The organism is Pseudomonas sp. UBA3149 (genome assembly GCF_002364655.1).
Classification (GTDB): Bacteria; Pseudomonadota; Gammaproteobacteria; order Pseudomonadales; family Pseudomonadaceae; genus Chryseomonas; species Chryseomonas luteola.
Genome location: NZ_DEYV01000038.1, coordinates 14,414 through 26,542 on the forward strand (window position 1 = coordinate 14,414; position 12,129 = coordinate 26,542).

Annotated in this window: 14 protein-coding genes; 8 read left to right on the plus strand and 6 right to left on the minus strand. The window is 53.6% G+C overall.

Translation table 11 applies throughout. From position 1 onward, the window contains the following. Positions 1 to 138: 138 nt before the first annotated feature. The gene (locus tag B3729_RS21435; protein ID WP_150345765.1) at positions 139 to 378 is read left to right on the plus strand and encodes a hypothetical protein; all 240 of its coding nucleotides are present in this window, start codon (positions 139 to 141) and stop codon (positions 376 to 378) included. 135 nt (positions 379 to 513) lie between these two features. On the opposite strand, the gene B3729_RS21440 is transcribed toward B3729_RS21435, so the two are convergent. Next, entirely contained in the window at positions 514 to 729 is a 216-nt protein-coding gene (locus B3729_RS21440; protein ID WP_019365327.1) for a hypothetical protein, read from the minus strand. Positions 730 to 1,166: 437 nt separating this feature from the next. On the opposite strand from B3729_RS21440, the gene B3729_RS21445 reads away from it, so the two are divergent. Together B3729_RS21445 and B3729_RS21450 are read left to right on the plus strand one after the other, a co-directional pair. Then, positions 1,167 to 2,129: a DNA replication terminus site-binding protein gene (locus B3729_RS21445; RefSeq protein WP_150345764.1), complete on the plus strand. Its 963-nt coding sequence runs from the start codon at positions 1,167 to 1,169 to the stop codon at positions 2,127 to 2,129. 60 nt (positions 2,130 to 2,189) lie between these two features. Continuing rightward, a complete protein-coding gene (locus B3729_RS21450; protein WP_150345763.1) occupies positions 2,190 to 3,236 on the plus strand; it encodes a YaaC family protein in 1,047 nt (348 codons plus the stop codon). Between the two features lie 79 nt (positions 3,237 to 3,315). On the opposite strand, the gene B3729_RS21455 is transcribed toward B3729_RS21450, so the two are convergent. Together B3729_RS21455 and B3729_RS21460 are read right to left on the minus strand one after the other, a co-directional pair. Further along, positions 3,316 to 3,561, minus strand: a complete 246-nt coding sequence (locus B3729_RS21455; protein ID WP_019365855.1) for a hypothetical protein — start codon at positions 3,559 to 3,561, stop codon at positions 3,316 to 3,318. Further along, entirely contained in the window at positions 3,551 to 3,967 is a 417-nt protein-coding gene (locus B3729_RS21460) for a hypothetical protein (RefSeq protein ID WP_019365854.1), read from the minus strand. Before B3729_RS21460 ends, B3729_RS21455 begins: the two co-directional genes overlap by 11 nt. A 283-nt stretch (positions 3,968 to 4,250) precedes the next feature. Here B3729_RS21460 and B3729_RS21465 point away from each other — a divergent pair, with 283 nt between their 5' ends. Next, positions 4,251 to 4,559, plus strand: a complete 309-nt coding sequence (locus tag B3729_RS21465; RefSeq protein WP_019366375.1) for a hypothetical protein — start codon at positions 4,251 to 4,253, stop codon at positions 4,557 to 4,559. A gap of 102 nt (positions 4,560 to 4,661) precedes the next feature. Here B3729_RS21465 and B3729_RS21470 read toward each other — a convergent pair whose 3' ends face one another. Continuing rightward, a complete protein-coding gene (locus tag B3729_RS21470; protein ID WP_019366374.1) occupies positions 4,662 to 5,693 on the minus strand; it encodes a DNA-binding protein in 1,032 nt (343 codons plus the stop codon). 178 nt (positions 5,694 to 5,871) lie between these two features. Between B3729_RS21470 and B3729_RS21475 the strand changes: the two genes are divergently transcribed. Genes B3729_RS21475 through B3729_RS21485 form a run of 3 tightly spaced genes read left to right on the plus strand, consistent with a single transcriptional unit; the run spans position 5,872 to position 8,951 of the window. Then, positions 5,872 to 6,843 carry a site-specific integrase gene (locus B3729_RS21475; RefSeq protein ID WP_019366373.1) on the plus strand — a complete coding sequence of 324 codons (972 nt, stop codon included), beginning with the start codon at positions 5,872 to 5,874 and terminating at the stop codon, positions 6,841 to 6,843. A 29-nt stretch (positions 6,844 to 6,872) separates the two neighbouring features. Continuing rightward, positions 6,873 to 7,616: a phage Gp37/Gp68 family protein gene (locus tag B3729_RS21480; protein WP_019366372.1), complete on the plus strand. Its 744-nt coding sequence runs from the start codon at positions 6,873 to 6,875 to the stop codon at positions 7,614 to 7,616. A gap of 21 nt (positions 7,617 to 7,637) precedes the next feature. Then, positions 7,638 to 8,951, plus strand: coding sequence for a three-Cys-motif partner protein TcmP (locus tag B3729_RS21485; RefSeq protein WP_019366371.1), 1,314 nt, complete (start codon positions 7,638 to 7,640; stop codon positions 8,949 to 8,951). 90 nt (positions 8,952 to 9,041) lie between these two features. Here the strand turns inward: B3729_RS21485 and B3729_RS21490 are convergent, their stop codons facing one another. Continuing rightward, positions 9,042 to 9,722, minus strand: coding sequence for a heavy metal response regulator transcription factor (locus B3729_RS21490; protein WP_019366370.1), 681 nt, complete (start codon positions 9,720 to 9,722; stop codon positions 9,042 to 9,044). 422 nt (positions 9,723 to 10,144) lie between these two features. Between B3729_RS21490 and B3729_RS21495 the strand changes: the two genes are divergently transcribed. Continuing rightward, complete coding sequence (locus B3729_RS21495; protein WP_019366369.1) at positions 10,145 to 10,354, plus strand: co-regulatory protein PtrA N-terminal domain-containing protein; 210 nt, start codon at positions 10,145 to 10,147, stop codon at positions 10,352 to 10,354. A gap of 606 nt (positions 10,355 to 10,960) precedes the next feature. Here B3729_RS21495 and B3729_RS21500 read toward each other — a convergent pair. Beyond that, positions 10,961 to 12,034, minus strand: a complete 1,074-nt coding sequence (locus B3729_RS21500; RefSeq protein ID WP_026003692.1) for an IS630 family transposase — start codon at positions 12,032 to 12,034, stop codon at positions 10,961 to 10,963. Between the last annotated feature and the right edge of the window lie 95 nt (positions 12,035 to 12,129).

Below are 12,129 nucleotides of genomic sequence, written 5' to 3' on the forward strand. Positions count from 1 at the left end.
GGTACCAACCACGAGGTTTGGTATCAAATAATTCCTAAAAATCGTCTTGACGAGCCGTAACTCGTCGGGGCGGTCATGCGAAATGGGAAGGTAGAACCGGGTAGAATTGCCTGGGCAACAATTGTGAAAGGAAACTTGATGCGTTTTTATGATGCGATCGTGGCGCTGGCGCTGGTAGCCGAACTCCACGGAACAGACAAGGCAGTGGCAGATGCTGCAAAGCGGTTTTCGAAGGTACTGCCCCGGCGCCATCGTCAGCATATGTACGACATCATGAACAGCCGCTCACCGTTGCGGCACATAAAAATATTTGTGATGACGCTGCCTGAGGATGTCCTAGAGCTGATGGCCCAAACCAACGGCGACGCTGACAAATAGCCCGTTGCGGGCAGGCAAAAAAAAGCCCCTAGTAAGGGGCTAAAGATTCTCTGAACGATGTACCGAACCATTCGCACGAGACCTCGTGGATATTAAGGTTATCGGCGCGTATGCCAGAAGCTTTAACAGTCCTGTTCAGGCCTCTTTCACAGAAGGCGTGAGCACTAACCCTGCTATCCACGCTACCAGCCCTATTGTCAGCGCCAGGCCCGAAAGCCAATACGAGCCAAGACCGACTTCAGCAAGCTGGCTTGCAAACAACGGACTGATGATGCCAATGGAAATGCCCGCTACACCCACTTTGCGTAGGTCCTGAGAAAGTACGATACGCTTGTTTGATGATAGACCCATGAGATGTTGTCCTTTGCAGTCTTCGAGTAAGAATCTCTGTGAGATTATGATGTTGATAGCTCTTTCAGCGGACGTTACGTGAAACAGAGTTATCGTCGGCATGTGACATGCCTAGGGTCAGTCGCTGCGTAACTAAAATCTCTTATTTAGCACAAAGTGCCCGCGCGGGTACCAACCACGAAGTTATGTCGCTTTCCACCTAGAGTAAACTCAGCCCTCCAACGCAATAGAGCCGTGATATCGTTATACCACCACGATGTACATTCTATACATTGAACCTGCTCCTCCTCATCCGCCCGCTCTCTTGAAGGGAAAAGAAAGGAAAAGGGAAGGGAAAAAAGAGGAAAGGGGAGGGGGTGTAAAGGAGGGTCAATGGGTGTGATAGGAGGGATAAGGATAATCAGTGGTGGTATAAATATTATTCGATAAGGTGAGCCATGTACGAAGCTCTGGTAGATGCCTACCGTGAATTGAATCGACGGGTTATCTCCTTTAATGAAGAGTGGCCCAGCTATGTCGTCGATGGCCATGTCTGGACCTTGCCGGTACTAACCGAACACAAGACCCTTGATGTGGTAGAAGTTGAGCACCTGTCAGGCCGCGAAGCGATTAACATGGCCGTGCGTGCGATCAGCTCCTTTAGACTCGATGCCGGTCAGGCGCCAGGCACCGTGATACGGCTGCCCGGCTACTTTCGCCTGGACCGGTCCGTTTTGGATCAGGTGTTAGGAATCAATGCCTGCAAACAGCGCGTACAGGAGGCACTTGAGGCTGAACGACTGGCACAGGGCCTTGCCCCTATGATGCGCTCTAGTGTTTTACGTCGAGCCCTGGGCCACGATATCAATACCTACCAGCTCCTGCGTACCCTGCACGCCTTTGATGGCGGTCCCCGACGGATCTCCTTTAACTGGGCTGGGCATACCGGAGGGACCGAGCGGATCACGGTGGGGCGCATCCGTGAGGATCTAGCAGACAAGGCCCAGCGACGCGCTGACCTGCAGCAAGTCCCGCTGGAACAGACCCCAGAATTCATCGAACTTCGCAGCATCGCGCATCTGGCCGAAAGCGCCGTCCTGATACACCACAAGACCGTCACGCCCCACCCACGCTGCACGCTCTGGTTCAAACCCAAGGGCGAGCGCTGGGATGCCATGATCAAGGCTAACCTACCCGTCTTTGTAGTAGCTGGCGAGAATGTCATTACGGTTACACCGCTCAAGGACTTCAATCGGCAGGCCCGCAGGTCAAGGCGCAGCGATGAAAAGGCTCGGCAAGAGGCCCTGGCCGGGAAAGGCTTGTACATACCAGCGAAAGGGCAGCCACAACAGATAACAGATACTATGTCTGCGGTCCCTTCGACGTATCGACTGGGTGGGATCAACTATCAAATACTATAGGCCTGGTCCAAGCTGTTTCTCAGTATCAAAAACGTCTGTCTGAAAGGAGCGGAGGGCTCGGTGAAAGGTAACCATATAAAGCTCGGCACTGAACGAGTATGGATGCACAAATCTATAATCAACGTCGACTTTCAAACAGAAAGTGTTTTGAGCAACAACCCTTGGCTATTTGTAGAGCTGTGGCTACAGCGCAAAGGTCATAAAGAGGCGTTACCTTTCTGGCGGCAAGCACACAGGTTTGCAGAAGCTTCATCGCATTTAAGCGTAGAGGCCGCGCCGCTAACCCTTTACTACTCTTTTCTGAATGCAACCAAAGCTCTATTGAAAGTTAGAGGCGCGCCACACGCTGATGTCCATGGTGTATCAGGCAACAGGCCAGAGAGCGCCAAGTCATCACTTGAAAACGAAACAGTCTTTTTCAAGGCAGGCGGCGTTTTGCCTGCTCTGTGCTTATATCTCGGTGAGAGTGCAACAGAGCATCGGTATAGCTTAAAAACGCTTTTATGGAACCTCCCATTTGTACATCGAGCGTTCCTGCATACATACACGTCGATGCCTGATCTCTTTATCCCATTAGAATCTGCATGCTACGTACATAAGCAGAACTCCTCCGAGGCCTGGTTCCAAGCCACTGTAGTCAATAGATATGCCGATGGAAGAAAGCTTTCGAATCTACCAGCTTCACTGGAGTGGTTCGAGGGCGATGATGGGTTCACCTATATACGGAGAATTAAGCGATTCAGGTGGTATACAGGCAGGGTCGATAGTGAAGGTAAAAAGAAGGCTTTAGATCGTCTGCAAAACTATCACAGCACCACAAGGCGGGTAATAGTACCCATTTCTGGGAACCGCGATCTTTGGTACGTGCGAAGAGCGAATTCGCAGAATACTTTAAGTGGCAGGCACCCTTTGTCAATCATGTTCGCAACAATGCATCGTCTTAGCGAACTCGCTCGATATGATCCTAAAGGCCTTCAAAGTCACCTTGACGGAAAAGCGAACTGGCTTTTGGCAGAGTTTATAGAGCACGCCCCTATTCAGTTCTTGGATCAAATAGCGTCAGAAATTACTGGACTTAGATTCTGGCGGCCTGCAGTCCGTACTTAACGTAACGAGCTGCCAGACGCCTAATTCAACTGATATGCTGATTCTTGGCGCGGTCATAAGCTGCCATTAGGTTATAGGCTCAGGGAGATATGCTTTTTGCAAATATCTTCAACTGACGTTGCGTCATGATCTCGATGTCATTGCCGGAGCTTCCTGATACCTCGATTGCTACATAGGCCAATGCCTGTATGCGCCAGAAGGGTACCTGCATATCTTCAGCTACCCGCTTGCAGGTCTCATCATCGTTAAGCGCTAGCTGGGCAGCTTCCATCAATTCAGCTACAACCTTTTCATCCATTTTGGCAATAGTGTCCTTAATCGACATGCTGTGACTCCTCGTTGGCGCTAGTTTGCGCTATGCGAAAGGAAAGGTAGGCTTCAAGAAGGCTCCTGGTATCAGCATCAGGAGCATGCTCGGTGAGAACTTCAATCTCCTGCAGGCTGAGTTGTTCAATATTCCTGTCTTTGAAATGCCCCTGAAGGATTGCTCCCCTGATCTCTCCTGTGCGGCTATTGATCGAGACGCGCACCCATGCTGTCTCAAGAATGGCAGACTCAGGGATCGCACCGTGCTTTTTGAGAAGCGCGACAACCCGCGCCTGCTTGCGCTGGCGCTGACGTGATGCGACAGCGATTTCAGTCTCCTCCGATCGCAGTTTGTACTGGGATTCAAACAGATAGATCAGCCCTATCCCTATGAGGGGCCATGCCGAGATAACGGGAAAATTCACTCGCATCCCTCCTACCTGATTGATTTATCAGGCATTTTCCATGATGGGGATTTTTATGGAAGCATGACGAGATAACGGAGAAATTAAAACAGTCAAACCATAAATGTTTGATTTCTAGGCTTTGTGTTGCTCTCACATGCTTGCGCATGTTCGCCCACCTTCAATTAATCTCAAGATATCCTTCTCCCCAGTGATGGTTCGAGGCGGCCTTCGCGACACCTTCCATTTCCGGTCTCGAATGTGGGCTCGATGGCAGCTGTAAACTTTCCTCTCCTCGGAGGTGATGATCATGCGGCACGTTGCAATGCAGCCAACGGAAACGACTTCAGACGTTACCTGTGACGCTTGTTGCCAAAGCACAAGTATTGAGGGCTATGGCCAGCAGTTTGGCGTTCTTCAAGCGTGTTGGGGCTATGGTTCCAAGCATGATGGTGAGCGTTATGAGGTTCACCTCTGCGAGCCCTGCTTTTTCCGAACGCTGGCCATGCTGCGTCGGGAGCGAATGGTTAACACCATGTTTGATGATGAGCTTGACACCAATCAGGATGAGTTCGGTTTGGTGCGCAAGGATGATTTTTGGGCCGAAGGTTGAGTATGCCGGCCAAAGACCGGTTCGTAGCATCTCATTCACGACGATGCGACCCTGACAAATCCAGTCCGTCGGCGGCGTTGCTCATTTGGCGCCCCGCCCAAGTTAAGGCGTGTCTGCTTCTGGCCCCGGTAACGGTTCATGGCTATCCGCACCGCCGTTGGCAGGCGGTGAATGCTCAATCAGCTTCAGTTGTAAGAGAGCTTCGGACAAACGCTCCTGTAAGGACTGCGCTTTTTGTGCCTGAACCTCGGCCCTTTCACCAAGCCGGGCTACTTCGGCCTGCAAAGTGTTACAGCGTTGCTCCAAGGCATCATTCGTACGCTCCATTCCGGTCAGCGAGCGCTGAGCGACCTCTAAGGCCTGAGCCTTCTGAGTGAGAAGCTGCTGCTGCGCATGTTGATCCTTATGTAACTGCCGCGCCTCGGCGAGCAGCCGTGCGTTGTCGCGGTTGAGCTGGGTCAGCTCATCCTGTTTGACGATCAGGGTCTGCTGTAACTGCCGCAGCTCCAGTTGCAGCTGTTGCACCTGAGACTCGTGCCGGCGCTGCTCCTGCTCACGCTGCTCCTTGGCGGCCTGGCGATAGTGCTCCAGGGCATCACGGGCGTGCTGATGTTTTTCCTCCAGCGAGCGAATCTGTCCATCGCGGTCCTTTAGGCGCTCCTCCAGGTCGCGGTTGGCCTGCAACAGACGGGCGTTCTCGATCTCGCTCTGTTGGCGGTGCTGCTGCTCCTGCTGTAACGCGTGCTGGGCAGCCTGGAGCTGTTCCGTAAGCCCGCTGCACTGACTTTCCAACTGCTGGGTTCGGCTTTCGGCCAGCCGAGCCTGGTTCTGAAAATCGAGCCGTTCGCGTGCCAATTGCTCCCGCTCCTGGGCCACGTCGGCCTGAGCCTCTTCCGTTAGCTGATCTGCCAACTGGGACACCAGATTGGCCAGCTGCTCGCTGAGCGGGATCGAGGCCGCGTCCCGGCCGCGCTCAGCATCTTCGAGCTCTTTCAAGTAGCGATGAATGGTGGTTTTCGAGCCGGTATTACCGAGCTCGACCCGCACCGCATCGATGCTGGGATTCTCGCCTCGCGCCAAGATGGTTTGGCGGGCCTTCCGAACCAGTGCTTTATTAATGCCGCCGCGGGCCATGGCTGCTCCTACGATTTCGTATCGTTTTACATACCACGTATTTACGTACTAAAACTTGCCGTTGTAAAGCGAGGTGTTATAGTTAAATTCAGATAAAATAATGACGCATTATTCAATATGAATGGCACAAACGGTCGTTCAGTGGCCGTTTTGCAGTACATAAAGGGCATCTCAGGCGATGAAAGAGGTCGGGCGCTACCTACAAGCCGGTACGCGGGAAAACACCCGCCGCTGCTATCAGTCGGCCATCGAGCACTTCGAAGTGTCGTGGGGCGGTTTTCTGCCCGCAACAGGCGATAGCGTTGTCCGCTACTTGGTGGACTATGCAGATACGCTGAGCGTGAACACGTTGAAGCAACGTTTAGCTGCTCTCGCTCAATGGCACATCACCCAAGGCTTTCCCGACCCAACGAAGACTCCGACGGTGCGTCAGGTACTCAAGGGCATCCGCACCCTGCATCCGGCACAGGTCAAGCAAGCCGCACCTATGCAGCTGCAGCACTTGGAGCAGGCAGCTCAATGGCTGGATCAGGAGTCAGAGCGAGCTCGGATGCGGGGCGATTTATCGAACCTGGCGCGATGCCGGCGCGACATGGCATTGCTGCTGATCGGTTTCTGGCGAGGCTTTCGCAGTGATGAGCTCTGCCGGCTGCAGGTCGAGCATATTCAAGCCGAAGCAGGAGCAGGCATGCGTCTGTTCCTGCCGCAGAGCAAGGGCGACCGAGAAAATCTCGGTACGACGCACTACACGCCGGCGCTCAAGCGACTATGCCCGGTACAGGCCTATCTCAACTGGATCAGTGTCGCAAGCATCGTTCGAGGAGCCGTGTTCCGTCGTCTAGATCGCTGGGGGCATCTCAGCGAGGATGCTTTACACCCGGGTAGCCTGATCAGCCTGCTGCGCCAGATTCTTCAACGCGCCGGGATTCCGGCTGAACTGTATACCAGTCACTCCTTGCGCCGCGGCTTCGCTACGTGGGCCACGGCCAATGGATGGGACCTCAAGGCCTTGATGACCTATGTAGGCTGGAAAGACATCAAGTCGGCCATGCGGTACATCGATCCCGCTGTTTCATTTGGTGGCCTGGCGGTCAGGCCCGCTGTTGAATTCAATACTGGCACTTTGACGCAACTGCCAGCTTCTCACTAACATCGCTGCACGACAGGAGTGACGGTGAAATGAGTGCGCAGACCAGCATCGAATGGACGGAAATGACCTGGAACCCCGTCGTGGGTTGCACCAAGGTGTCGCCCGGATGCAAACACTGCTATGCGGAAAACATGGCCTACCGGCTGCAGGCCATGGGAACGCCGGGTTATGAAAATGGCTTTCGCCTGAGCCTGCGTCCGGAGAAGTTGCAGGAGCCGCTACAGCGCAAGAAACCGACCATTTACTTCGTCAACTCAATGTCTGACCTATTCCACGAGCATGTACCGGACGAATACATCGACCAGGTATTCGAGGTGATTCGAAAGGCTTCCCAGCACACCTTCCAGATCCTCACCAAGCGTGCCGAGCGCCTAGCCGAGTATTTCAGTAAGCGGACACCTCCAGTCAATGCCTGGCTGGGGGTGTCGGTTGAGGACCGCGAATATGGTGTGCCGAGGATCGACTGCCTGCGCCAGGTAGATGCCACGATTCGCTTCCTCTCTGCTGAACCGCTGCTAGAAGATTTGGGTGAGTTGGACCTGACCGACATTCACTGGGTCATTGTCGGCGGTGAGTCGGGTCCCAAGGCCCGCCCGATGAAACAAGAATGGGTCGACAACATTCATCGCCAGTGCGACGCCTCTGGCTCAGCGTTCTTCTTCAAGCAATGGGGCGGATGGGGTGCCGATGGCGTGAAACGCTCGAAGAAAGCCAACGGTCGACTGTTGAACGGCCAGACCTGGGATGAAATCCCGCTGCTCAACCTCGCCTGATACCAGCACAAGGAATACGGCATGGCCAAGGATGACGAGAAGTACCGTTGGGATTGGGGCACACAGACCTTCCCGACCATCGATCCGCACAGCAAGATCAAACATCAAATCATCGATGAGTACATCCAGACGTACATCGACGTGCTGATGCGCAACCAACTGATGCCAGAACTGGGCTTGTCGATCGTCGATGGCTTCAGTGGCGGTGGTATCTACCATGACGGCGTAGGTGGGAATCACTTCGGCTCTCCCGTGATTGCACTGGAGGCGATTCAGGCTTCGGAGGTCCGCAACAACCTGGAGCGCATCAAGCCGCGCCCCATCCGCTCCCAGCACTATTTCGTTGATGTGAAGCCCGAGAACATTGCCTGCTTGCATTCGGTATTGGCCGCGCGTGGTCATGCTCCTCGGCTTGGCCAGGATGTGCATCTGCATAGCGCTGAATTCACAGAAGCATTGCCGACCATCGCTCAAAAGCTCAAGCATTTCGGCAAGGGTGAGCGTGTGCTCTTCCTGCTGGATCAGTACGGCTATGGCGACGTGCCGTTCCCCAAGATCAAATGGATTTTCCAGCACCTCAGCAATGCCGAGGTGCTGCTGACCTTCAACGTCGATTTTCTGGTCACGTACCTGGCTGACCGCCAAGCGAATCGGAAGGCCATCGCCAATATCGGCCTGGATCACCATGTGCCATGGAGCATGCTGAAAGAGCTGAAGGCCCATCAGCCGCGCAATTGGCAGTACCTGATCCAACGCCATCTGTCTGAAGGGATCAAACAGGAAAGCGGTGCCCAGTACATGACCGTGTTCTTCATCCGCCCTGCTGGCAGCAACCCGATGGCCTATTGGTTTATCCATCTGTCGAACAACTACCGCGCCAACGATGTGATGAAGAAGATCCACTGGAAATACGGCAACAACTTTTCCCATATGCTGTCGCCTTCCAGCTTTTTCGGTTACGACGCCAATCGGGATATCGCCGTGACAGGTCAGCACGATTTGCTGTTGGATGAGCATCACTTCGACGATGCCACCGATGACCGCGTCCGAGGAGAACTTTCAGAGCTCTTGCCCAAACAGGTCTACGAGGTAGAACGGCAACCTTTTTTGGGCCTGATGAGCGGATTGACCAACTACACCATGGCTGACGAGTTTCGCGTAAAGCAGGCGCTCGATATCGCTGTTGCGACCGGTGATTTGCTGGCGGTCGGTAAGGATGGCAAGACCAGGCGTCGCAAGGGCACTAGCATCAAATCCAGTGATATTCTGATAGCTCCCCCGCAGAGACCCATCTTCTTCGTGCCACAGCTGAAGAAATCCAGCTCGGAGAACTGAGGTTCGGCACCGCTCCTTGCTCGGTGGCTCGCCTTAACCGCATAGGTACCGGTAGCTTGGCCCATCGCGTGGAATGCCGAGCATTTCGCTCTAGGGGTCTGGCGCGTCGATCAAATAGCCCATCCCACGCGCGGTTTGTATGAGCTTAGGTTCGAACTCATCATCGATTTTTGCTCTCAGCCGTCGTACCGCCACCTCGATCACATTGGTATCGCTGTCGAAATTCATGTCCCATACCTGGGAGGCGATGAGGGACTTTGAGAGCACTTCCCCGCGACGCCTAAGCAATAGCTCAAGAAGTGCGAATTCCTTTGCGGTCAGGTCTATGCGTTTCCCCGAGCGCGTAACCCGACGTCTCAGCAAGTCCATCTCAAGGTCGTGGAGCTTGAGTATCGTCTGGTTGGGGGCATGGTTGCCGCGGCGAAGCAACGTACGAATCCTGGCTAGCAATTCGGAGAAGGCAAACGGCTTGATGAGATAATCATCAGCGCCCAGCTCCAATCCCTTTACTCGATCCTGAACCCCGTCTCTAGCAGTGAGAAAGAGCACGGGGACCTCATTACCGGCAGCGTGGACTTTCTGTAAAACCTGCCACCCATCCATGCCAGGCATCATCACATCTAAAATGAGCAGGTCGTACGCCGCATTAAGCGCATGCTGAGCGGCATCAGTCCCGTTCTCTACTCGGTCGACAGTGAATCCCGCCTCCGTGAGCCCCTGCTGTAGGTAGGTGCCCGTTTTCGGCTCGTCTTCAGCAACAAGAAGCTTCATAAAGGTACTCTCGCCAGCATTTAGAACAGTGTGCCGATTGTCTGGGCATGCAGCCAGTACCTTACAGAAACGTAATGCCCGCATCATCTGTCTGACAGCTAACAACGTTAACGTCTATTCAGCAGTTGCTCCCACACATGCTGCTCTTTTGGCCTTTCCATGCTCCTTTGGCCTATCGGCGCCTCGATGGCGCCTTTTTTTTGCCGGCTGGAAACGGGACCTATTTTCTAGAACGAAAGGCGCCAGACACGCATCCGGCGCCTTCGCAAGTGCTCACTGCTTGTCTGCATTACTGACGAAACCGTAATGTCTAGATCAGGGATCTGACAGGAACGCTCGGTTAGCTTAGACACAAGCCAAAGCCCAAGACTCTGCTTGGAGCGGCGCTGGGTATTCCATGTCTTTCAACGAGGTAACAAGCAATGAAACTTTTCAGATCTCTTCCTGTACTGCTCGCCATCGCAGCAAGCTCTTCCTATGCAATGGCAGAAGGTGGTGGTGACCGTACCTTTGCTCGTATGGAGCAGGCTCGCCAAGTAGCGATCGCTACTTATCAGGCTGACCAGAAGGACCAATCTCAGGAGGTAGCCTCAAAGGCAACTTCAGCGAAGCACGCTCACGCTAATTGCTGAAGCGAAACCTTATGCAATTTTGACCATGCCGCTGTCTGAACTGTGGCAGCTTCTACAAACGTTGTAGCTGCCATGGTGTTGGCACTTGCAACATTAGTTGGAAGAACCGGTGAAACCAGTATTAACAGCTCACATTTTTTTAAGCGGTTATTATCAAGTCTGCGGTCTAAATGAAAATAATATTAATCGCCGGAATATAATAATGGGAAGGCAGCGGTTAGAGGTTGCGGGTATTAGCCGTACATTGAGCAATCTTCGACTTCAATGAGCATCGTTGCAACCGGATCCTTGGATGAAAATCAAAAGTCCTTTTAGGGTAAAGCTATTGCGCAGCTTCCACCTGGAGATTGACATGCTCACAGGCGATTTCTTGGGCGCTTTCTGATGCGCTTTAAGCTTACAAAAATGTAATCACGCGTCTTTCTTAGGCATGCCATATTTACGATTTAAAGGCGAGTCTCTTGATAAGACAGACTGTGCGCGAGTTTCTAAGATCAATTAACGCTGGCAACACCACCCTTAGGGCTGGTTTCGGCTTGGCTCCTTAGCTTGATTGGAACGTACACATGCAACGTAAAACCTCTAGTGTGATGTTTTCGAAATAACTTACCCTTCCATCTGCGTCTCCATCGCCTCGCGTGCTCGTCGTATCTTGTTCAAAATTTCCTCGCCCTTTGCGTTCCAAACGTACCGGATCGGTCGGGCGTTGCGTAATGCCAGGAAGGTGGTAATCGAGCTTTCCAACTCACGTACGGAGCCGAAGCTACCGTCGCGCAAGAACACGGTAATGTCCCTGAAAAACCGCTCGACCATGTTCATCCACGAGCTGGAGGTCGGCGTGAAATGCACATGGAAGCGCTGATGTTTCGCCAGCCAAGCCTTCACCTTTGCGTGCTTGTGTGTCGCATAGTTATCCACGATCAGATGCAGCTGGAGATGCTTGGGCGTTTCCTTGTCGATTTTCTTGAGGAAAGCCAACCACTCCTGATGGCGGTGCTGGCGCTCGATGCTACTGATCAGTTTGCCCTGGAGATAATCCAGCGCTGCGAACAGCGTGACCGTGCCGTGGCGAGTGTAATCATGGGATTTTGTTTGGATATGACCGATCCCCAGAGGCAGCCCAGGCTGTGTGCGCTCCAAGGCTTGCACCTGACTTTTCTCATCGCAGCAGAGCACCAACGCCTTGTCTGGCGGCGCCAGATACAGGCCGATGACATCCCAGAATTTCTCCTCGAACTGCGGGTCGTTCGACAGTTTGAAGGTACGTGTCAGATGAGGCTTCAAGTCATTGGCCGCCCACAGTTTATGCACGGTGGTCGATGATATGCCGGCGGCACGGGCCATGCTTCGACAGCTCCAGCGGGGCTCGCCGATACGAGGTTGAGTGACCTGTTCGAGTACGCGGCGGATCGTGTCGGCAGGCAGAGGGGATTTGCGTCCTCGGCCAGGTTTGTCGAGCAGGCCGTCCAATCTGAGCGCCTGAAAACGTTGGCACCAGTCGGTGACCGTAGGGCGAGAGAAACCGGTCAATCGTACGATTTCTTCTCGCGTTGATCCTTGCGCTGCCAGCAAGATGATGCGGGCTCGACGGCCATCGCGCTGACTGATGGTGGCGGAACGTACGCGACGGCTCAGTTCGGCAAACTCTTCGGGGCTAAGCGTAATGTCCAGAGCGCTCACCAGAAACTCTCCAAGGTAGGAATGGTACCTGAAGTGTAGTGCAAACATGGAGAAATTTATTTCGCGAACAGCACACTAGGGAAGGTCTGAAGTAG